Origin of the sequence: Brachybacterium alimentarium (assembly GCF_002332425.1) — a bacterium.
Taxonomy (GTDB): Bacteria; Actinomycetota; Actinomycetes; order Actinomycetales; family Dermabacteraceae; genus Brachybacterium; species Brachybacterium alimentarium.
Window position 1 is genome coordinate 35,328 of sequence record NZ_NRGS01000006.1, and the last position, 20,747, is coordinate 56,074.

At 70.7% G+C, this 20,747-nt stretch carries 16 protein-coding genes; 8 read left to right on the plus strand and 8 right to left on the minus strand.

Annotation, left to right across the window (positions count from 1 at the left end; genetic code table 11):
* Window positions 1-4 precede the first annotated feature (4 nt).
* Genes nadC through CIK71_RS06055 form a run of 4 tightly spaced genes read right to left on the minus strand, consistent with a single transcriptional unit; the run spans window position 5 to window position 4,784 of the window.
* Entirely contained in the window at window positions 5-1,000 is a 996-nt protein-coding gene (gene nadC / locus CIK71_RS06040) for a carboxylating nicotinate-nucleotide diphosphorylase (protein ID WP_096164293.1), read from the minus strand.
* Window positions 994-2,721, minus strand: a complete 1,728-nt coding sequence (gene nadB, locus CIK71_RS06045) for an L-aspartate oxidase (RefSeq protein WP_096164294.1) — start codon at window positions 2,719-2,721, stop codon at window positions 994-996. Before nadB ends, nadC begins: the two co-directional genes overlap by 7 nt.
* Window positions 2,722-2,723: 2 nt before the next feature.
* Entirely contained in the window at window positions 2,724-4,070 is a 1,347-nt protein-coding gene (gene nadA, locus CIK71_RS06050; RefSeq protein ID WP_096164295.1) for a quinolinate synthase NadA, read from the minus strand.
* A 27-nt stretch (window positions 4,071-4,097) separates the two neighbouring features.
* Window positions 4,098-4,784 carry an NUDIX hydrolase gene (locus CIK71_RS06055; protein WP_096164296.1) on the minus strand — a complete coding sequence of 229 codons (687 nt, stop codon included), beginning with the start codon at window positions 4,782-4,784 and terminating at the stop codon, window positions 4,098-4,100.
* A gap of 192 nt (window positions 4,785-4,976) precedes the next feature.
* Between CIK71_RS06055 and CIK71_RS06060 the strand changes: the two genes are divergently transcribed.
* Window positions 4,977-6,404, plus strand: a complete 1,428-nt coding sequence (locus CIK71_RS06060) for an MFS transporter (protein WP_096164297.1) — start codon at window positions 4,977-4,979, stop codon at window positions 6,402-6,404.
* The gene (locus tag CIK71_RS06065; RefSeq protein ID WP_096164298.1) at window positions 6,391-7,119 is read left to right on the plus strand and encodes a hypothetical protein; all 729 of its coding nucleotides are present in this window, start codon (window positions 6,391-6,393) and stop codon (window positions 7,117-7,119) included. The genes CIK71_RS06060 and CIK71_RS06065 overlap by 14 nt, the downstream gene beginning before the upstream one ends.
* Window positions 7,120-7,152: 33 nt before the next feature.
* On the opposite strand, the gene CIK71_RS06070 is transcribed toward CIK71_RS06065, so the two are convergent.
* Both CIK71_RS06070 and tcuA read right to left on the minus strand, forming a co-directional pair.
* The gene (locus CIK71_RS06070; RefSeq protein WP_096164299.1) at window positions 7,153-7,827 is read right to left on the minus strand and encodes a GntR family transcriptional regulator; all 675 of its coding nucleotides are present in this window, start codon (window positions 7,825-7,827) and stop codon (window positions 7,153-7,155) included.
* 91 nt (window positions 7,828-7,918) lie between these two features.
* The gene (gene tcuA, locus CIK71_RS06075; RefSeq protein WP_096164300.1) at window positions 7,919-9,379 is read right to left on the minus strand and encodes an FAD-dependent tricarballylate dehydrogenase TcuA; all 1,461 of its coding nucleotides are present in this window, start codon (window positions 9,377-9,379) and stop codon (window positions 7,919-7,921) included.
* Between the two features lie 214 nt (window positions 9,380-9,593).
* On the opposite strand from tcuA, the gene CIK71_RS06080 reads away from it, so the two are divergent.
* The 4 genes from CIK71_RS06080 to CIK71_RS06095 all read left to right on the plus strand — a co-directional run bounded on the left by CIK71_RS06080 (window position 9,594) and on the right by CIK71_RS06095 (window position 14,523).
* Window positions 9,594-10,577: a Bug family tripartite tricarboxylate transporter substrate binding protein gene (locus CIK71_RS06080; protein WP_096164301.1), complete on the plus strand. Its 984-nt coding sequence runs from the start codon at window positions 9,594-9,596 to the stop codon at window positions 10,575-10,577.
* A gap of 8 nt (window positions 10,578-10,585) precedes the next feature.
* Window positions 10,586-11,326, plus strand: a complete 741-nt coding sequence (locus CIK71_RS06085; RefSeq protein WP_176485565.1) for a tripartite tricarboxylate transporter TctB family protein — start codon at window positions 10,586-10,588, stop codon at window positions 11,324-11,326.
* Window positions 11,326-12,852 carry a tripartite tricarboxylate transporter permease gene (locus tag CIK71_RS06090; protein ID WP_096164333.1) on the plus strand — a complete coding sequence of 509 codons (1,527 nt, stop codon included), beginning with the start codon at window positions 11,326-11,328 and terminating at the stop codon, window positions 12,850-12,852. Before CIK71_RS06085 ends, CIK71_RS06090 begins: the two co-directional genes overlap by 1 nt.
* 147 nt (window positions 12,853-12,999) lie before the next feature.
* Entirely contained in the window at window positions 13,000-14,523 is a 1,524-nt protein-coding gene (locus tag CIK71_RS06095; protein WP_096164334.1) for an OFA family MFS transporter, read from the plus strand.
* A 116-nt stretch (window positions 14,524-14,639) separates the two neighbouring features.
* Here the strand turns inward: CIK71_RS06095 and CIK71_RS06100 are convergent, their stop codons facing one another.
* The gene (locus CIK71_RS06100) at window positions 14,640-15,851 is read right to left on the minus strand and encodes an NAD(P)/FAD-dependent oxidoreductase (RefSeq protein ID WP_096164303.1); all 1,212 of its coding nucleotides are present in this window, start codon (window positions 15,849-15,851) and stop codon (window positions 14,640-14,642) included.
* A 286-nt stretch (window positions 15,852-16,137) separates the two neighbouring features.
* Between CIK71_RS06100 and CIK71_RS06105 the strand changes: the two genes are divergently transcribed.
* Window positions 16,138-17,643: a glutamate-cysteine ligase family protein gene (locus tag CIK71_RS06105; RefSeq protein ID WP_096164304.1), complete on the plus strand. Its 1,506-nt coding sequence runs from the start codon at window positions 16,138-16,140 to the stop codon at window positions 17,641-17,643.
* A 106-nt stretch (window positions 17,644-17,749) separates the two neighbouring features.
* Window positions 17,750-18,760, plus strand: a complete 1,011-nt coding sequence (locus tag CIK71_RS06110; protein WP_096164305.1) for a bile acid:sodium symporter family protein — start codon at window positions 17,750-17,752, stop codon at window positions 18,758-18,760.
* Window positions 18,761-18,906: 146 nt separating this feature from the next.
* Here the strand turns inward: CIK71_RS06110 and CIK71_RS06115 are convergent, their stop codons facing one another.
* Complete coding sequence (locus tag CIK71_RS06115; RefSeq protein ID WP_096164306.1) at window positions 18,907-20,706, minus strand: BCCT family transporter; 1,800 nt, start codon at window positions 20,704-20,706, stop codon at window positions 18,907-18,909.
* Window positions 20,707-20,747 lie beyond the last annotated feature (41 nt).

The following is a 20,747-nucleotide window of genomic DNA, read 5'->3' on the forward strand; positions in this document are numbered from 1 at the left end:
GCGATCAGACCGTGACCGTGGCGGCGGCGGCGAGCGTGGTGTCCAGGCCGAGGTCGAGGTTCCGCACGGAGTGGGTGAGCGCACCAGAGGAGATGACGTCCACTCCGGTGCGGGCGATCTCGCCGACGGTCTCGAGGGTGACGGTGCCGCTGGCCTCGATGATCGCCCGACCACCGACGATCTCCACCCCGCGCGCGAGGTCCTCCAGGGAGAAGTTGTCGAGCATGATGATGTCGACACCGCCGGCGATCACGGGCTCGATCTGATCCAGACGGTCCACCTCCACCTCGAGCCGCGTGGTGTGGCCGAGCTGGGCGCGGGCGTGGCGGATCGCCTCGGTGAGGTCCAGGCCCTGCTGCTGCAGGATCGCGAGGTGGTTGTCCTTGGCCATCACGGCGTCCGAGAGCGAGAAGCGGTGGTTCACTCCCCCGCCGCTGCGGACGGCGTGCCGCTCGAGCGCCCGCAGGCCCGGAGTGGTCTTGCGGGTGTCGGTGATGCGCACCCCGGCGCCGTCGACGGCATCGACGAAGCGCCTGGTCAGCGTCGCGATCCCGGACATGCGCTGGGTGAAGTTCAGGGCGATGCGCTCTGCCTGCACAACGGCACGAGCCGGTCCGCTCACGGTCGCGAGCACGTCGTCGGCCTCGAAGCGGTCCCCGTCAGCGGCGTGCGCGGTGACCTCGACGGCGGGGTCGGTGAGGCGGAAGGCGGCGGCGAACACGTCGATCCCACTGAGCACGCCGGGCTCGCGCGCAGTCAGCTGCGCGGTCGCGGTGGCGTCAGCGGGAAGGAAGACCTGGCCGGTGAGGTCGCCCCAGGGGGCGTCCTCCGCGAGGGCGGCGGAGACGACGCGATCGATCTGGGCGGCAGGCAGCGTCGAGGACGCGCCAGGTGCAATGCGGGATGCGGCGCTCGGAGCGGCCGCGCCGGTCGGGACAGTCGGAGCGGCCGCGCCGGTCGGGGCAGTCGGAGTGGTCGGGCTGGTCGGGGCGTTCAGCATGCGAGGGCCTCCTGGGCGGAGTCGGGGACGGAGATCGGGGCGTCGAGGCGGTGGTGGGCACCGACGGACGCAGGCCGGTTGAGCGCGTGGGCGGTGAGCAGACGCGCGAGGTCGAGGAGGTTGCGGTCCTCGAGCGCGCGCACCGTGGTGAGCACGGACGGTGCCGGGCTGCGCCACGCGTTCAGCTGCGCGGCGGCGCCGGCCAGCTGGCTGCCGGTGCGCAGCAGTCCGGCCCGGCTCCACATGAGGTCCTGCAGGGCGGCGCGAGACCAGGCTCCGGCCGACTGGTCTGCTCGGGCCGCTCGGTCCACGGGGGCCGACGGGTCCGCTCGGGCCGTTCGGTCCACGCCGGCCGACGGGCCCGTCGGGGGCGACGGCTCGGCAGGCGACGGCTCGGCAGGCGACGGACGATCCGGACGAGCTGTCACGGCGGTGCCGGTCAGGACCGACAGCCCTGGCGCGGACCCTGCTGGCACGGAGACCGCCCACGGGGCCTCGGCGGGTCCGGCACCGACAGCCCCGGCTCCGCACCCGGACAGCGCCACCTCGACCGCACGGGCGGCGAACACGGCAGCCTCGAGCAGGGAGTTGGAGGCCAGGCGGTTCGCGCCGTGCACGCCGGTGCGGGCGCACTCCCCCGCGGCAAGCAGCCCGGGCAAGCTGGTGCGGCCGTCCAGATCCGTGCGGATCCCGCCCATCCAGTAGTGGGCCGCCGGGGTCACCGGCACGGGGGCGCGGCCCCAGTCGAAGCCCGCCGCACGCACGGCCGCGTCGATCGTGGGGAAGCGCTCCCGCAGCCGCATGGACCCGATCCCGGTCGCGTCCAGGAGCACGGGCCTGCCCTCCTGAGCGTCCATGACCCGGGCGATCGCCCGGGCCACGACGTCACGGGGAGCGAGCTCGGCGCGCGGATCGAGCTCAGGCAGGAAGCGTCGGCCCTGCTCATCGCGCACCACCGCGCCCTCCCCGCGCACCGCCTCGGAGATCAGGAAGGAGCCGGGAGCGGCGAGCGCCGTGGGGTGGAACTGATAGAACTCCAGGTCCTCGAGCGCGGCCCCGGCCCGTGCGGCGGCGGCGATCCCGTCGCCCGTGGAGACAGCAGGGTTCGTGGTGTGGGAGAAGAGCTGGCCGGCGCCGCCTGTCGCCAGCAGCGTCGCTCGCGCCCGCACCATGCATCGGGTCCCGTCGGCCGTCATCAGCTCGGCGCCGACCACCCGGCCGTCCTCGACCCGCAGATCCACCAGTGCCGACTGCTCGCGCACTGCGATCCCCCGCTCCCTGACCGTCGCGACCAGGGCGTTCTCGATCGCCCGTCCGGTGGCGTCACCGCCGGCGTGGAGGATCCGCGGCCGGGAGTGGGCGCCTTCGAGGCACATCGCGTAGCTGCTGTCGGGCCCGCCGGTCCGGTCGAAGGCGACTCCGAGGTCGATCAGCCGGCGGATGGCCGTCGGCCCCTCCTCGCACAGCACGCGCACCGCGGCCTCGTCGCACAGTCCCGCGCCCGCACCCAGTGTGTCCCGGGCGTGGGCGGCGGCGGAGTCGGCGGGGTCGAGCGCTCCGGCGATGCCGCCCTGGGCGTAACGCGTCGACCCCTCGCCGAGCTCCGTCTTGGTCACCAGCAGGACGTCGGCGGTGCGGGAGGCACGCAGCGCCGCCGTCAGCCCGGCGATCCCGGAGCCGACCACCAGCAGGTCGGTGTGCACCTCGTTCCGGGCGCCCATGCTCAGCGCTCCGAGGTGGTGGTCACCGGCGCGGGCTTCGCGGCGAGCATGCGCTCGAGCGCAAGGCGGGCGGGCTGGGCGACGTCCTCGCCGACGGTGATGCGGTTGATGACCTCACCGGCGAGCAGCGACTCCAGCGCCCAGGCGAGGTAGCCGGGGTGGATGCGGTACATCGTGGAGCACGGGCACACCACGGGGTCCAGGCAGAAGATCGTGTGCTCGGGGTGCTGCGCGGCCAGGCGCTGGACCAGGTTGATCTCGGTGCCGATCGCGAAGGTGGTCGGCTCGGTGGCGCCCTCGATGGCCTTGCGGATGTAGTCGGTGGAGCCCGATTCGTCCGCCGCGTCGACCACCGGCATCGGGCACTCGGGGTGCACGATGACGCGCACGCCCGGGTGCTCAGTGCGGGCCTGCTCGATCTGCACGGTGGTGAAGCGCTTGTGGACCGAGCAGAAGCCGTGCCAGAGCACCACCTTCGCGTCCTGCAGGGTCTGCTCGTCGTTGCCCCCGAGCACCTGGCGCGGATTCCACATCGGCATCTCCTCCAGGGAGATCCCCATGGCCTTGGCAGTGTTGCGGCCCAGGTGCTGGTCAGGGAAGAACAGCACCCGCTGCCCTCGTTCGAAGGCCCACTCGAGCACGGTCGAGGCGTTCGAGGAGGTGCACACGATCCCGCCGTGGCGGCCCACGAACCCCTTGATCGCCGCGGAGGAGTTCATGTAGGTCACGGGGATCACCGGCAGGCGGCCGTCGGCGACGGGCACTTCGCCGCCGTAGACCTCCATGAGCTGCTCCCAGCACTCCTCGACCTGGTCGATGTCCGCCATGTCCGCCATCGAGCAGCCTGCGGCGAGGTTCGGCAGGATCACGGCCTGGTCGGGGCCGGAGAGGAGATCGGCGGTCTCCGCCATGAAGTGGACGCCGCAGAAGATGATCGCCTCCGCCTCGGTGCGGGCCTTGGCGGCGTTGGCGAGCTGGAAGGAGTCGCCCACGTAGTCCGCGTACTGGATCACCTCATCGCGCTGGTAGAAGTGCCCGAGCACCACGGCCCGGTCGCCGAGCTCGGCCTTCGCGGCACGGATCCGACGGTCCAGCTCCTCGGCGCTCGCATCGCGGTACTCCTGCGGGATCTCGCCCTGGCGCGGGGCGGCGGCCGGGGTCGGATCGGCCATCGAAGCACCGGGGCCGTAGCCGGGGTCGCGGGCGTCGACGTCCCACGGGGCGTCCAGCAGCTCGGTGGAGCAGGTGCTGCCGGAGGTGGCGCCGGCGGAGATGTCGCGGATGGTCAGGTCGACCGAGGCTGTGGTGGCTGTGCTGGCGGTGGTGGCTGTGCTGGCTGTCGTGGTCATGGTGATGCTCTCCGTGGGGTGAGGCGGTCAGAGACCGGTGAGCGGGCCGTTGTCGGCGAGGTGGATGGACTGGTCGTGCCGGTAGAGGCGAGCAGGACGGTGGCGGCCGCCGGTGCGGAAGGCCTCGGTGGCCACGAGCCGTCCGGCGGTCTCCATCTGGCGGCGGAAGTTCGCCGGGTCGAGGGTCCGCTGCAGCACGGCCTCGTGGACGGCGCGCAGCTCGGCGAGGGTGAAGGTCTCCCCGAGGAAGGCTGCGGCGATGCGGGAGTACTCGACCTTGTTGCGCAGGCGCCACAGGGCGTACTCGACGATCAAGGAGTGGTCGAAGGCGAGCTCGGGCAGCTCGTCGGCCACGAACCACTGCACGTTCACGCCCGCCTCGCCCGCGTCGGCCTCCTCGGGGCGCACGAGCGCCCAGTAGATGACCGAGACGGTGCGCTCGTCGGCCGTCGAGGCGCGGTCGAGACCGCCGAAGGCGTAGAGCTGCTCGAGGTACTGCGGGGTGAGCCGGGTGGTCTCGCGCAGGTTCCTCGCGGCGGACGCGGCGAGGCCTTCGTCCGACGCCAGAGGACCCCCTGGAAGAGCCCATCTCCCCTGGTGAGGAGCACGGATGCGCCGCACGAGGGGCAGCCACAGCACCGGTCGATGGGTGCGCGGATGCGGGCGCAGGGCGAAGATGACCGTCGAGACGGCGAGGGACACCTGGTCACCCATGAGCAGACACCTCCAGTTAAAGTCATCGGAACCTTTACGGATGCGAAGACATTAGGGTCGCGAGGACCAGAAGTGCATGACGTGACGCGATCGTGTGACCTGTGACACGAAACCGCTGACTTTAACTCGCGCGCTGAGAACCTCGGTAACCGTCTCCACCTCTCGCGCAGAACACGGCAGGAAACCAGCCCCATGACCGCCCCCACAGCCACCACCGCCCCGATCCGGCGCGCTCCGACGCGCGTCGCCTGGGCGTCGATGATCGGCACCTCGCTCGAGCAGTTCGACTTCTACCTCTACGCGTACTTCTCCGCGTTCTTCGTGGGGCCGCTGTTCTTCGAACCGCTCGGCGCGGCCGGCGCCACACTCGCCTCCTTCAGCACGATCGCGGTCTCGTTCGTGATCCGGCCCGTCGGCGCGCTGATCTTCGGGCACATGGGCGATCGACTGGGCCGACGCACCACCCTGCTGTGGACGGTGGGCCTGATGGGGGTGGCGACAGCGCTGATCGGCGCGCTGCCCTCGTATGCGCAGGCCGGCTGGCTGGGCGCGATCGGCCTGGTGGTGCTGCGCCTGGTGCAGGGCATCTCCCTGGGCGGTGAGTGGGGCGGCTCCGTGCTGCTGGCCACCGAGCATTCCCATCCGCTCAAACGCGCCTTCTACGCCGCGATCCCGCAGCTCGGCTCCCCCGTCGGCTCGATCCTGTCGGCCGCGGTGTTCCTCGGCCTCACGATGACCCTTCCCGATCAGGCCATGCAGGACTGGGGCTGGCGGGTGCCCTTCTTCCTCGCGCTCCCGCTGCTGCTGGTCTCGCTCTACCTGCGCCGCGCGATCGACGAGACTCCGGTGTTCGCGCGGCTCGCCCGCACCGGCGGCCGCGCCGAGCGTCCTGTGCTGTCGATGCTGCGCGATCGGCCGCTCGCCCTGATCATCGCGGTGGGCGCCGCGCAGCTGGGCATCGGCTCGTACGCGCTGATGAACACGTACACGATGAACTACGGCTCGGTGGTGCTGGGCTACGACTACCGGCAGCTCCTCACCGCGGCCACCATCGGCGCCCTGCTCCAGCTCGTCACGATCCCCCTCTTCGGTGCGCTCGCGGCCCGCACCGGGTCGGCGCTGGTGGTCGGCGTCGGCGCCCTGGGCACGGCGCTGATCGCGTTCCCGCTGTACTTCCTGCTGCAATCGGCGGGCTTCGGGGTGCTGGTGACCTTGATGGTGGTGGGCGGGATCCTGCCCACGATGTCCTGGGCGGCGCTCGGCGGACTGATGAGCGACCTGTTCCCGGGCCGCTTCCGCTACTCGGCACTGTCCTTCGCCTACGCCGTGGCCGCCACGGTGGGCGGCGTGGTCCCGCTGGCCACGTCCGCGCTCGGGGCATGGACCGCGCAGGCATGGTGGCATCCCGGGATCGTGCTGGTCGCAATGTCGGCGGTGACGCTGGCAGCGGCCGTCGCGGCCGGCTGGGAGATGCGCCGACGCGACGCGTCCGACAGCACGGGCGACATCCCGGCCGACAGCCGGGTCGCCTCCCGGGACGTCACGCGGGAGGACCCCACGGAGGACGACGAGGCCGGGGCGGGCACTGTCGTGCCACACTCGGGCCATGGTCGGAGATGACACCACCGAGCCCGCGACACCGCCCTCGAGACGATGGACACTGCTCCTGGTGCTGGCCGCGGCGGTCGTCGTCGCCGTACTGGTCGCGGTCTGGATCGTGGCCACCAGACCACCCGCCACCGTCGCCGCGTCGTGGACGGAGACAGCTGACGATCCCGGCGACGCGAGCGACGCCCTCCGCTCCTGTCAGCAGCCCGACAGCACCGCCGCGCTCGACATCCACATCACGGAGCAGCGCGGCATCGCGAGCTTGCTCGTCGGGACGAAGGGGGACGGCAGCACCCTGACCTGCCTGGCCGTGGAGGTCGACGAGGGCTGGAACTCGATCTCCATGGTGTCCGACGTCGACGAAGAGGCGCCCGCGGTCCCGGACGACGGCGTGCTGACTCGCGCGAACGGCCTGGCCGGGATGGAGCCTGTCGCCGAGGACGCGGCGATCGGGGCGGAGACGGCCGGCTCCGACGCCCCGGCTGACACCTCGGAGCCGTCATCCCAGCACGTGCTCGCCGGCGAGGTCGGTGAGGCCGTGGTCGGCCTGAGGCTGCAGACGTCGGCCGGCCCCGTGGAGGCCACTCTCGGGGACGGCTGGTTCGGCGCCTGGTGGCCCACGGCGAACGACTCCGAGCTGAACGAGCCGGTCACCGCGCAGGTCACCCTCGAGGACGGCACCACCCGCACGATCGAACTGGCACCCGACGAGCAGGTGCCGAGCTGACCCGTTCCCCACGGGACGAGTCTTCCGTGCAGGTCAGCTCTCGCCGAGCGTCCCGGCGGTCTCCTCGAGGGCCGAGCGCCGCAGGATGTCCAAGCGGATGCCGCGAGCGGTCTCGAAGTGCCGCCTGGCGACGGCGCGGGCCGCGTCGGCATCGCGCTCGTCGATCGCACGCAGCAGCTCCGCATGCTCTTCGAGCGCCTCCTGCCATCGGTCGCCCACGGAGAGCGTCGAATGCGGGGCGTGGACCAGGTGGTGCGAGAGGCGCTCGAGCAGGTCGTGCACGACGGGATTGTGCGAGGCGGTCCAGATCGCGCGATGGAACTCCAGGTTGCTGCGGCGCAGGGCGGAATCGTCCCGTGTCTCCAGATCCCGGTCGCGCTGCACCAGCGCTTCCAGGCGCAGCACGTCACGGACGGTGCGGTACAGGGCGGCATCGCCGGCGACCTGCTCCTCGAGCAGGATCCGCACGTCGTAGACCTGCATGACCGTCTGAGGATCGACGCTCTGCACCTCGAGGCCGCGCTGGGCCCGGCACAGCAGACCCGACTGCTCGAGGCGGGAGAGGGCATCGCGCACCGGGGTGCGGGACACCTCGAACCTCTCGGCGAGCGCCACCTCGCGCAGGGCCGTCCCCGGGGCGAGCGTGCCGTCGAGGATCTCGGAGCGCAGGGTCGAGAAGATCTGCCCGCGGTCGTTCCTGCCGTTCACACGGTCCTCCGTCCTCCGGTCTCACCCGGTCCTTGGTCCTGCTCCGACGACATCACGGAGCCTATCGGCCGCATCCTGCGCGCCTGCGGGATCAGGCGATGAGCCCCGCACGACGACCGAACACGGAGCCCGCGGCGAGGCCGGAGCCGCCCGGGTAGTTCCCGCTGAACAGCCCGCCCAGCATCTCGCCGGCCACGAGCAGGCCCGGGATCGGGCTGCCCTCGCCGTCGAGCACCTGGCCCTCGGTGCTGCCGCGCAGGCCGCCGAAGGAGAAGGTGATGCCGCAGGTGACGGGGTAGGCGTAGAACGGCGCCTGCGCGATCGGGCTCGCCCAGTTCGACTTGGGCGGGGTGGTCGAGGCCTTCTTGCCGTCCTTCACGGTGGGGTCGAAGCTGGCGTCGCCGATCGCGGCGTTGAAGTCCGCGACCGTGCCGACGAAGCGCGTCGCAGGGATCCCGAGCGCCGCGGCGAGCTCCTCGAGGGAGTCGGCGACCACCTCCGAGACGCCCGGCATCTCGTACTCCTCGGCCCGCAGCATCGGCCGGGTGACGGCGTCGAACACCTGGAAGGCGAGGGAGCCGGGCTGCTCGAGGATGACCTTGCCGTACTTCGCGTAGGTGTAGTTGCGGAAGTCCGCGCCCTCGTCGAGGAACCGTTCGCCGTCGGTGTTCACGAGGATGCCCAGCGGGTAGCTCTGCCGGGTGAGGCGGTTGGTGAGGTCGAGGTTGCCCTCGTTGTGCTCGTGGAAGGCGTCCCACTGCACGCTGTGGCAGGTGGACCAGTCGCCGCCCCGGTCGGCGCCGATCGCGAGCCCCGCCCGGATCATGTCGCCGACGTTGAACGCGGTGCCGCGCACCTTGGCGGCGGCCCAGCGCTCCCCCAGGTGCTCGGCGCGCATCTCGGGATCGGCCTCGAAGCCGCCGGCGGCGAGCACCACGGACTCGGCGCGCAGCGCGACCCGCCGACCATCGTGCTCGGCGACGACGCCCACCACGCGACCGTCCTCGACGATCAGCTCGGTGGCGCGGTGGCCGTAGCGCACGTCCTCGCCCAGGCGGCGGGCCACGGCGGTGTGGTCCGCGATCAGACCCTTGCCGCCGTCGACGTTCCCTACGTGCAGGCCGCCCCAGAACAGGTAGGTGCCGTCGGGCCGGTCGTACGCCTGCCGCTCGTACATCAGGCGATAGCGCAGGCCCAGCCCCGCGAGCCAGCGCAGGGTGGGCTGGGCTTCGGCGACCAGGACGCGACTGAGGTCCGGGTCGTTGCGTCCCTCGGTGACGCGCTCCAGATCGGCGAGGTACTCCTCGGACGAATACGGGGGAACCGTGGAGACGGCGTGCCGCTCATCGGGCTCCACGAACTCCGCGAGCTCCTCGAGGCCCTGGTGGGCGATACGGGTAGCGCCGGCCGTGAAGTAGCTGTTCCCCCCGGCGGTCTGGCCCTCGCCGCGCTCGAGCACGATGACGGAGCGTCCGCGCTCCGCGGCCGCGTGCGCGGCGCTGAATCCGGCGTTCCCGCCTCCGACGACGATGACGTCCGCGTCCCGTTCCATGCTGCTCTCCTCTGCTCACCGACGGCCCTCGGCCCAGCGCCGCCACGTTCCGGACGGCCCACGCGAAGAGTGTATCCGTATGTTCACGAATGCGTACATGTGGATTCTTGGAAGACACAAGTCTTCTTGTTGCGTCTCAGTACTCCGCTGTGCATACACTCTGTGATCCTTGTCGCCGCTGGGGCGTCACGACGAAGTGCGAGGAGACTGGACCATGCGACGCAGGACTCTGCTGTACGGCGGATTCACCGCGGTGGTCGCCGGGACCACGGCAGCCGCTCTGGCCAACGGCGCCTCCACCGCCGGCGGCTCGGAGGCGCGCAGCACTCTGACGCTGATCGCCCCGGCCGCGACCGGCGGCGGATGGGACGGCTTCGCCCGCGAGAGCCAGCAGGTGCTGCGCGAGGAGTCGATCGTCAACAACGTGCAGGTCGTGAACATCCCCGGCGCGGGCGGCACGATCGGCCTGAGCCAGTTCATCCGCTCTCCCGGCAACCCCAGCTCCCTCCTGGTCACCGGGGGCGTGATGGTGGGTGCGATCGCCCTCGGCGAGGGCGAGGCCACTTTCGACGACGTGGTCCCTATCGCCCGCCTGGCCGACGACTACGCCGCCATCGTGGTCCCCGCGGACTCCGAGCTGGAGACGCTCGACGACCTGCTCGAGGCCTGGACGGACGACCCTGGCGGCACCTCCATCAGCGGCGGCTCCCTCGGCTCCATCGACCACCTGCTGAGCGGGCGCCTCGCCCAGGTGATCGGCATCGACCCCGAGGACCTCAACTACGTGGCCTACTCCGGCGGCGGCGAGGCCCTGAACTCGCTGCTCTCGCACACCACGACCATCGGCGTCTCCGGCTACAACGAGGTCGCCGACCAGGTCGAGGCGGGAACGCTGCGCGCGATCGCGATCTCCGCCGAAGAGCGCCTGCCCGGGGTCGACGTCCCCACGTTCGTGGAGCTGGGCACGGACGTGGCGATGTCGAACTGGCGCGGCGTCGTCGCCGCCCCCGGCATCACCGACGAGGTGCGCGACCAGTTCGTGGACATCGTGACCGAGATGCGCGACTCCGACGCCTGGGCGGAGACCCTCCAGCGCAACGACTGGACCGACAGCTTCCTGACCGGTGATGAGTTCGCCGACTACATCCGGGACGAAGCCGAGCAGGCCGCCGAGATCGTCGAGGACCTGGGACTGTGAGGAGCACCGTGAAGACACCCGCCCCCCGTAGGAGCGCACCCGTCGGCGCACGCCCGCTGAGCGCACTGGCTGTCCGCAAGGAACTGATCGTGGTGGTGCTGCTGGCGGCCGTCGGCATCGTGCTGCTGATCGGCTCCACCACCATGAACGTGCTCGGCGAGGACGTGATCGGGCCGCAGTTCGTCCCGGTCGTCCTCGGCGTGCTGCTGCTCCTCGCCGCAGCTCTCCTCGCCGTCGACGTGATCCGCCACCCGGAGCAGCCGCGGGACCTGGAGCAGGACGAGTTCGAGGGCAACTTCTCCGCGGACATGCTCCATGACATCTCGGGCTTGGCCGAGCCCGGGACGCCCGGCGCGCCCACCGCGGTCACCGGAGCCGTCTCCTCGAAGGACGTCGCCGCAGCCGTGGCCGCTTCCGAGATCCCCACCGACACCCCCTCCGACGCCGACGCGGTGGTCGATGCCGACGCCGAGGTCGCTGCGCACGCCACCGCCGCGAAGAACCCCTCGAGCGACCTCCGCACGCTCGGACTGGTCCTGCTGTCCATGGTCGGGTTCGTCGTGATCCTGCCGTACGCGGGCTGGGTGATCTCCGCCGCGGCCCTGTTCTGGTGCATGTGCCGCCTGCTGGGGTCGAAGCGACCGTTCTTCGACATCGGCGTGTCCTTGCTGGCCTCCTCCCTCATCCAGCTGGCCTTCGGCGGGCTGCTCGGCCTGTCCCTTCCCGCACTGTTCGGAGGCTCCCTGTGATCGACCAGCTCGCCCTGCTCATGGGCGGCTTCGCCGCCGCCCTCACGCCGTACAACCTGCTGTTCGTGCTGATCGGGGCCGTGCTGGGCACCGCCGTGGGCGTGCTGCCCGGCCTCGGCTCCTCGATGGCGGTGGCCCTGCTGCTGCCCATCACCTTCGCCCTGGATCCCACGGCGGCCTTCATCATGTTCGCCGGCGTGTACTTCGGCGGCCTCTTCGGCGACTCCACCGCCGCGATCCTGCTGAACACCCCCGGCCAATCCTCCGCGATCGCCTCGACGTTCGAGGGCCACCGCATGGCGCGCCACGGACGCGCGGCCGTGGCCCTGGCGACCGCTGCCATCGGCGCCTTCATCGGCGGACTCATCTCGACCACCGTCGTCGTGTTCTTCTCGCCGTTCCTGGTCACCATGGCGACGTCCTTCGGCCCGGCCGAGTACTTCGCACTGGCCGTCTTCGCGTTCCTCGCGATCTCCTCCGTGGTGTCCGAATCGATGACCCGCGGCCTCGCGGCCCTCATGCTCGGCGTGGCCCTCGCGCTGGTCGGCATCGACGGTCCCAGCGGCACGGAACGTTTCTCCTTCGGGATCCCCGAGCTGTTCGACGGCTTCGACATCGTCGTGGTGACGGTGGGACTGCTCGCCCTCGGCGAGGTGCTCCACGTGGCCTCGCGCATCCACCGCGACCCCGAGAGCCTGAAGATCGACCCGGGCGGGGTGGCGCGCATCAGCCGGGCGGACTTCCGCAAGGCCCTGCCCGCGTGGCTGCGCGGTGCCGCCTTCGGCACCCCCTTCGGGATGATCCCCGCCGGCGGCGCCGAGGTCCCCACCTTCCTCGCCTACGGCACCGAGAAGCGCCTCGCCGATCGGCAGGACGATCCCGAGTTCGGCAGGACCGGCTCCATCAAGGGGCTCGCCGCCCCGGAGGCCGCGGCCAACGCCACCGCCGGCACGGCGCTGGGCACCCTGCTCGCGCTGGGCCTGCCCACCTCCGCGACCGCCGCGATCCTGCTGGCGGCCTTCCAGCAGTACGGGATGCAGCCCGGCCCGCTCCTGTTCCAGCGCAGCGGCGACCTGGTGTGGACCCTGCTGGCCTCGCTGTTCATCGGGCTCATCGCTCTGCTGGCCCTGAACATCTTCCTGGCCCCGATCTGGGCCCGCCTGCTGTACATCCCCCAGCACTACCTGTACGCGGGGATCACGATCCTCGCCATGCTCGGCGTGTACGCGATCTCGTCGTCGTACTTCGACCTGTACGTGCTGATCGCGCTCGGAGCGTTCGGCTACCTCATGAGACGGTTCGGGATGCCGATGGCGCCCCTGCTGATCGGCGTGATCCTGGGACCGCTCGCCGAGACGGAGCTGCGCCGCGCGCTCGCCGTGTCCGAGGGCGACCCGTCGATCCTGGTGAGCAGCCCGATCACGATCATCGTGTACATCGTGCTGGCCGGCATCGTCATCCTCTCCGCCGTGCAGCACGTGCGCCACCGTCGTGCGGATCGCCGGGCTGCCGCCGTGGCGGGCTGAGCACGCGCGGGAGGCACCGCTGCGTCGATCCGTCGACCCCGATCGCGACACCGGCCCCAAGAGGTGGGCGGAACGGTCGGAGAACCCTATCCTCGCCCGATGGGCGTCACCGTCGACGCTCTCACCCTGTCCCCCTCCGGAGGCCTCATGACCGTCCTCGACCGTTCGGCGATCATCGCGCCGACGACCTTCAACCGCTGGCTGATCCCGCCGGCCGCGCTGGCCATCCATCTGTGCATCGGGCAGGTCTACGCGTTCAGCGTGTTCAAGGCTCCGTTCCAGAGCCACTTCGACGTCGGGGAGGTGGCGGTCGGCTGGATCTTCTCCCTCGCCATCGCCATGCTCGGCATCTCCTCCGCCATCGCCGGGACGTGGGTGGAGCGCGTCGGGCCCCGGATGGCGATGGTCGCCGCCGGCGGGTTCTGGGTGCTCGGCTTCCTCGTCTCCACGATCGGCATCTCCGCCGGTCAGCTGTGGCTGGTCTACCTGGGCTACGGGGTCATCGGCGGCATCGGCCTGGGCATCGGCTACATCGCCCCGGTCTCCACGCTGATGAAGTGGTTCCCGGACCGTCCGGGCCTGTCCACCGGCCTGGCGATCATGGGCTTCGGCGGAGGCGCGCTGATCGCCAGCCCTGCCTCGAACAAGCTGATGGCGCTCTTCGGCGGCGGGCAGGACCCCGAGCATCTGGTCGCGGGCCTCACCCCGACCTTCCTCACGCTCGCCGGCTGCTATCTGCTGGCGATCGCGCTGGGCGCCTACGTGATCCGCCTCCCCCATCCGGACTGGCTGCCGCGCGGATTCGATCCGGCCGACGCCACCAGCCATCCGGCACAGACCTCCGGTTCCGTGTCCGCGAAGCAGGCGATCCGCACGCCCCAGTTCTGGCTGCTGTGGATCGTGCTGTTCACGAACGTCACCGCCGGCATCGGCATCCTCGAGAACGCCGCCCCGATGATCACCGACGGCTTCGGCATCGCCGCTGCGGCGGCCGCCGGCTTCGTAGGGCTGCTGTCGTTGGCCAACATGGCCGGACGCTTCGTGTGGTCCACCACCTCGGACTACCTGGGACGCCGGCTCAACTACGCGCTGTACCTGAGCGTCGGCGCGATCCTGTACGTCGTGATCGCGACCGTCGGCTCCCACTCGCTGGCGCTCTTCGTGCTCTCCGCGCTGGTGATCATCTCCTTCTACGGCGGCGGCTTCTCCACCGTCCCCGCCTACCTGAGGGACCTGTTCGGCGTGTACCAGGTGGGCGCGATCCACGGGCGGCTGCTGACGGCCTGGGCGGCCGCCGGCGTCGCAGGGCCACTGCTGGTCAACACCATCGTCGAATCCCAGGCCTCCGCCGGGCACTCCGGCATGGAGCTGTACAGGCTCTCGATGTGGCTGATGGCGGGCATCCTCGCCGTCGGCTTCGTGGCGAACCTTCTGATCCGTCGGGTCCCGGAGAGGCATTTCGAGGACGAGGCGGTGGTCGCGCGGAAGCAGGAGGCGGACCGCGCCGGCGCCCATGACGCGATCAACGGCAAGGGCGGCACGGACGCCCATGCCCAGGCCGGCGCGAGCCACACGGTGGTGGCGAGCGCGCTCGCCGTGCTCGTGGTCGCGGCCCTCGCCTACGGACTGGTCGAGACCGCGATCCGCGCCGTCGCGCTGTTCACCGCCTGACCCGACCGGGGCCCTCGGGCCGGCCCGGCGGCCCGAGGGTCCCGCCTGCCGGCTCGACAGTCCCGCCTGCCGGCTCGAGGCATGGCCGGGCGACCCGCTGGCCCGGCCCGCGCGGATCAGCCTCCGGGAGTGATCTGCTGCGCCAGCTCGTCCGGGCTCAGCCTCCCCGCCTGGGATGCGGCGATGACCTCGCGCGCCGTCGGCACCGCGTCCCACGTGTTCCACAGCAGGACGCCCACCACCTCGGAGCCCTCGAGGTAGTGGACGACCGCGGCACCGTGGTCGACATCCCAGGTCTCCACGGTCTCCAGGGACGCATCGAGGCGGCCGACGGCCTCGTAGCCGTCGTCGAAGAGATCCGAGTAGAACAGCGGCGTGTACTCGTACTTCTCCTGACCGCCGACCATGTTCCTCCCCGCCGCCTCACCAGAGGCCTCCGCGTGGTCGATGTGCTCGACGTGCCGGTCGCCCAGCAGCGGATCGGTGAAGCGGATGATGTCGCCCGCCGCCCAGACGTCCGGGGCGCTGGTGCGCAGCTGCTCATCGACCACCACGAAGTCTCCGTCCAGCTCGAGCCCCGCCTCGCGGGCGAGGGAGGTCTCGAGCTGGGCACCGAGGCCGAGCACGGCGACGTCCGCCGTCTCGCTGCGGCCGTCCTCGGCGGTCAGGGTGAGGTGCTCGCCGGCGTCGATCCCGGCGAGGCGGAAGCCGCCGGTGAGGCGGATGCCCTTCTCGGCGAACACCTCGGCGACATGGGTGCTGACCGACTCGGGGAACATTCCGCCCAGCAGCCTGTCCCCGGAATGGAACAGGGTCACCTCGGCGCCTGCGGCCGAGAGCCCGGCGGCGATCTCGCTGCCGATGTATCCGCCGCCCACCACGGCGGTGCGGGTGCCCTCCTGCACCAGGTCGCGCAGATGGCGGTAGTCCGCGACGGAGCGCAGGTACGCCACGCGCGCGTCCTGCCGGGCGCCGAGACGGCGCGGGGAGGAGCCGGTCGCGAGCAGCAGCGTCCCGTAGCCGACGGTGGCGCCGTCAGCTGTCGTCACGGAGTGCGCCGTGGTGTCGATCGCGGTGACGGGCGTCCCGGTGTGCAGGTCGGCGCCGGTCTCCTCGGCGGTGTTGAGGTCCTGGGAGGCGGGATCGGGATCGTCGCCGTGCCACAGGTCCTTGGTCAGTGCGGGGCGGTAGACGGGTCCGTCGGCGTCGGCCGAGAGGATCGCGATCGTCGCGTCCGGTGCCTTCTCGTGCACCGCTCGGGCCGCTTTGTCAGCGGCGACCCCGCCACCGACGATCACGTGGTCGTAGCTGCTCTTCAGATCGGGCATGGAAGCGCTCCTTCATCGAACGTCCGCAGGACCGTCCCGCTGCATCCACGCTATGCCTGGGCAGGGCGCTCAGCAATCGTCCCGATGTCCCGCTCCCGTTCGCGTCCGGTCCCCTCGACGCGGACTGCGCCCTGTGTCGTCGGCCTCGGCACCGGCCGCTCCCGCACCGCACCCGCACCCGCACCCGCACCCGACCAGTCGTTCCGCAGGGCGGCGCCTGGTACCCGGCCCGGCACGCGGCGTGCTTGGATTGCGGGATCACCCCGCCATCGACCCGGAGGTCACCATGGGACGCGAGATCGGCACCACGGAGTACACCCGTTCCCAGCGCACCCGCTATCGCCAGGAGCTGCGCCGGAACCTGGACCTCTTCGAGTCGTTCCTGGACACGGCGGAGTTCATCGACGAGGGCACCGTCGGTGTCGAGCTGGAGATGAACCTCGCCGAGACCGAGGGGATGGCCCCGGCCCTGCTGGTCGACACCGTTCTGGAGGACCTCGACGACGAGGACTTCGTCCACGAGATCGGTCGCTTCAACCTCGAGGCCAATCTGCCCGTCACCCACCCCACCGGGACGGGTCTGCGGGACCTGGAGACCGAGCTGACCGCGAAGATGGAGCAGGCCGACGCCGCAGCCCAGCGCCATGGCGCGCGGGTGATCCCGATCGGGCATCTCCCCACCATCACCGAGGAGCTGTTCACCGGCGAGGACTGGCGAGCCCCCGGGGCCCGCTACGAAGCACTCGAGAACTCCGTGATGGAGGCCCGTGGCGAGGAGATCAACCTCCGCATCGACGGCGAGGGGAAGGGGCTGGACACCACCTTCGACTCGATCGCCCCGGAATCGGCGTGCACCTCGATGCAGCTGCACCTGCAGGTCCCGCCCGAGCAGTTCGCCGCCGCCTGGAACGCCGCGCAGGCGATCGCCGGTCCGCAGGTCGCGCTCGCCGCGAACTCACCGTTCCTGCTGGGCAAGCGTCTGTGGCACGAGACCCGGATCCCGACGTTCGTACAGGCCCTGGACACCCGTCCGCCCGAGCTCGCCACGCAGGGCGTGCGGCCGCGGGTGTGGTTCGGCGAGCGCTGGATCACCTCGATGTTCGACCTGTTCGAGGAGAACGTGCGCCTGTTCCCCGCGCTGATCCCGGAGTCCCGGGACATGGCCGAGGAACCGCTGCTCACCGAGGGCTCCTCACCACGGCTGCATGAGCTGATGCTGCACAACGGCACGGTGTGGCGCTGGAACCGCCCGATCTACGATCCCAGCACCGATGTGCCGCACCTGAGGCTGGAGAACCGTCTGCTGCCGGCGGGGCCGACGGCCGCGGACATGGCCGCCAACGCCGCCTTCTTCTACGGGATCCTGCACACGCTGGTGCACGAGCGCCGCCCGCTGTGGTCGCGGATGAGCTTCGAGCAGGCCGACGAGTCGTTCCAGCAGTGCGCTCGGTGGGGTCTAGAGGCACGCGTGCGCTGGCCGAAGGTGGGGCGCGTCCGCGTGGCCGATCTGCTGCGCGATCAGCTCATCCCTCAGGCCATGGACGGGCTGCGGACCCTCGGTGCGGATGCGGAGGTCACCGAGCACTACGGGCAGATCCTCACCGAGCGCACGGGCACGGGGCGCAACGGCGCCCGGTGGCAGATCGACACCGTCACCTCGCTCGAGCTGCGCGGGGCGAGCCGCCCCGAAGCGCTCGCGGAGATGACCCGGCTGTATCGCGAGGGCGTCGACTCCGGCGAGCCGGTGCACGCCTGGCCCGTCCCCGCGAGACAGCGGTCGCGCACGTCCTGAGCGCCGAGCGCCGGGGGCGCTGTCCGCGCCCCCGGCACCACCCGCACCATCGTCCACATGTCGAGATCAGGGTCTCGCATGACGGGAGCGGTCGTAGTGTGCGCGCATGACCCATTCCTCCGCCCCGGCGAAGCCCGCCCTCACCTCCGAGGACCGCTCCGCCCGCATCGCGGTGAGCGTGTTCCCCGCACTGATCCTCCTCGCCGCCGCCTTCGGCTTCTTCGTGCCGGATGTCGGCCAGATGCTCGCGCCGCACACCAGCCTCTATCTCGGCGTCATCATGTTCGCGATGGGATTGACCCTCACCCTGCCGGACTTCGGCCTCGTGGCCCGTCGGCCGCTGCCGGTGCTGATCGGGGTCGTGGCGCAGTACGTGATCATGCCGCTGGTGGGCCTCGGCGTCTCCCTCCTGCTGCAGCTCCCGCCGGAGCTCGCCGTGGGCGTGATCCTGGTGGGCTGCGCCCCGGGCGGCACCAGCTCGAACGTCATCACCTATCTCGCCAAGGCGGACACCGCGCTGTCGGTGACGATGACGTCGATCTCGACCCTGCTGGCACCGCTGCTCACCCCGCTGCTGACGCTCTGGCTGGCCGGCTCCTACCTGCCCGTGGATGCCGGCAGCATGGCGATGTCCATCGTGAAGATGGTGCTGATCCCCGTGATCGGTGGTCTCGTGGTGCGCCTGGTGCTCGGGAAGCTGGTCGACACGGTCCTGCCGGCCCTGCCCTGGGTCAGCGTCGCCGGCATCTCGCTCGTCGTCATCGCCGTGGTCAGCGGTTCCACCGAGGCGATCGTTTCCGCGGGCGCCATCGTGCTGCTCGCTGTGGTGCTCCACAACGCCTTGGGCTACCTGATCGGCTACTGGGCCGCCCGCTTGCTGCGCCAGGGAGAGCGCGCCGCCCGCACCACCTCGATCGAGGTGGGCATGCAGAATTCGGGGCTCGCCGCGACGCTCGCGGCCAGCGCGTTCAGCCCTGCCGCCGCCCTGCCCGCCGCGATCTTCTCCATCTGGCACAACCTCTCCGGTGCGATGCTCGCGATGTACTACCGCCGCAGCGCCGACCGCCACCCGGCCGCTCATCCGCAGAAGGGTCGCCCTCAGGTCGATGCCGCCTGAACCGTCCCCGGACAGCACGAAGGGCCGACGCACCGCTTCCGCGGGCGTCGGCCCTTCGTCGTCCCGGACCCTGCCGGATCAGCGCACCGTCCGGATCCGTGCACCGTCCAGTGCCGTGCCTTCGTGCGGTCGGCGGGGCGGCCCGGTCAGCGCGACTGCGGGCGTCCGTCCTCGGGCAGCTCAGGGCGGGAGCTTCCCGTGCGGGCCGCCAGGCTTCCGCTCCCGGCTGCCCCTTCCGGCTCGACCTCCTCGACCTCCTCGTAGGGGTCGCGCATGATCGGGATCTCCGTGGTGTACGTCGGCTCGACGACGTAGTCCTCGGTGTCGAACTCGGCGTCGTCCTCGCGGCGCTCGTACTCCTCGGGGGGCAGCACCTGCGCCCATTCGCGCGTGCGCATCCTGGGCATCTCACCGGCGTCCTCCTTCAGCGCGCGCAGCAGCGCGTACATCTGGAACCAGCCCATGATGAAGAACGGCAGACCCACGAGGATGATCGTCGACTGCAGGGCGGTGAGCCCGTCCTCGCCGGAGAACACCAGCAGGGCGGCGGTGACCAGGGCGATCGACACCCCCCAGAAGATTCGCTGCCCCAGCGGGTTGTAGTCCTCATGGCCGTTGGCCATCGAGTCGGTGACCAGGGCGGCGGAGTCCACCGACGTCACGAAGAAGATGATCACCAGGATGATCGCGATCACCGACACGGGAAATGCGAGCGGATAGTGATCCAGGAACGCGAACAGCGCGCCAGGGATGTCTCCCTCGCCGACGACCCGATCCACCAGGCCGCCCTCGCCGTTGAGCTCGATGTCGAAGCTGGCGTAGCCGAAGATGCCGAACCAGATCACCGAGAAGCCCGCGGGGACGGCGAGCACACCGGAGACGAACTGACGGATGGTGCGGCCCTTCGAGATGCGGGCGATGAAGATGCCCACGAACGGCGACCAGGTGATGGTCCAGGCCCAGTAGAAGACGGTCCAGGTGTTCTGCCAGCCGGAGTTCGACATGGTGTCGTTCCACAGCGCGAGCTCGGGCAGGTTGACCAGGTAGCTGCCGAAGGACTCGAGCGTCCCCTTGAGGATGAACAGCGTCGAGCCGCCGGCCACCAGCACGAACAGCAGCAGCAGCACGGCCACCACGATGTTGATGTTCGAGAGGACCTTGATGCCCTTGTCCAGGCCCAGCGAGACCGAGATCAGTGCGAGCCCGCAGACCACGCCGATGATGATGAGGTTCCAGCCCGCAGTCTCGGGCACGCCGAACAGCTGATTGAGGCCGCCGTTGATCTGCAGGGTGCCCAGACCCACCGAGACGGCGATGCCGAAGATGGTGCCGATGATCGCGACGATGTCGATGAACTTGCCGATCGGGCCGTGGATTCCCTCGCCGAGGATCGGCTGGAAGATCGAGCTCACGCGGGGCGGCAGGTTGCGCTTGTGGATGAAGTAGGCGAAGCACAGCGCCGGCAGCGTGAAGATCGTCCAGGTGTGCAGCGTGAAGTGGTAATACGTGAAGTTCATGGCGTCCCGGGCGGCGCCCCAGGTCCCGGCCTCGAGGCCGAGCTCCACCCCACGGGGCGGATCGCCGAAGTGGCTGATCGGCTCCGCAACGCCCCAGAACATGAGGATCGAGCCGATCCCGGCCGCGAACAGCATCGCGAACCACGCGCCGCCGGAGTGCTCCGGAGGCTCCTCGTCCGGTCCGAGCTTCACGCGGCCGAAGCGGCCCATCGCGATGAACAGCAGGAACGCGAGGAACACCGTGACACCGAGGATGTAGAACCATCCCAGATTCGTCAGCAGCCAGTTGGAGGCCGCCGTGGTCGCCTTGTTCAGAGGCTCCGTGAAGGCGATCGTCCCGACCACGAAGGCGATGATGATCGCCGCCGAGCCGAAGAAGATCACCGGCGATGTTCGCAGGCGGAGGGCGTCATGGAATTTCGTCAGCATCGTCTCGACTCCTCGTCGGGGACGCGCGGAGTGGTGCATGC

Bases quoted from the DNA above. Each gene is read 5' to 3' on its own strand.
- nadC (WP_096164293.1), bottom strand. From the start codon at position 1,000: ATGCTGAACGCCCCGACCAGCCCGACCACTCCGACTGCCCCGACCGGC.
- nadB (WP_096164294.1), bottom strand. From the start codon at position 2,721: ATGGGCGCCCGGAACGAGGTGCACACCGACCTGCTGGTGGTCGGCTCC.
- nadA (WP_096164295.1), bottom strand. From the start codon at position 4,070: ATGACCACGACAGCCAGCACAGCCACCACCGCCAGCACAGCCACCACA.
- CIK71_RS06055 (WP_096164296.1), bottom strand. From the start codon at position 4,784: ATGGGTGACCAGGTGTCCCTCGCCGTCTCGACGGTCATCTTCGCCCTG.
- CIK71_RS06060 (WP_096164297.1), top strand. From the start codon at position 4,977: ATGACCGCCCCCACAGCCACCACCGCCCCGATCCGGCGCGCTCCGACG.
- CIK71_RS06065 (WP_096164298.1), top strand. From the start codon at position 6,391: ATGGTCGGAGATGACACCACCGAGCCCGCGACACCGCCCTCGAGACGA.
- tcuA (WP_096164300.1), bottom strand. From the start codon at position 9,379: ATGGAACGGGACGCGGACGTCATCGTCGTCGGAGGCGGGAACGCCGGA.
- CIK71_RS06080 (WP_096164301.1), top strand. From the start codon at position 9,594: ATGCGACGCAGGACTCTGCTGTACGGCGGATTCACCGCGGTGGTCGCC.
- CIK71_RS06095 (WP_096164334.1), top strand. From the start codon at position 13,000: ATGACCGTCCTCGACCGTTCGGCGATCATCGCGCCGACGACCTTCAAC.
- CIK71_RS06100 (WP_096164303.1), bottom strand. From the start codon at position 15,851: ATGCCCGATCTGAAGAGCAGCTACGACCACGTGATCGTCGGTGGCGGG.
- CIK71_RS06105 (WP_096164304.1), top strand. From the start codon at position 16,138: ATGGGACGCGAGATCGGCACCACGGAGTACACCCGTTCCCAGCGCACC.
- CIK71_RS06110 (WP_096164305.1), top strand. From the start codon at position 17,750: ATGACCCATTCCTCCGCCCCGGCGAAGCCCGCCCTCACCTCCGAGGAC.
- CIK71_RS06115 (WP_096164306.1), bottom strand. From the start codon at position 20,706: ATGCTGACGAAATTCCATGACGCCCTCCGCCTGCGAACATCGCCGGTG.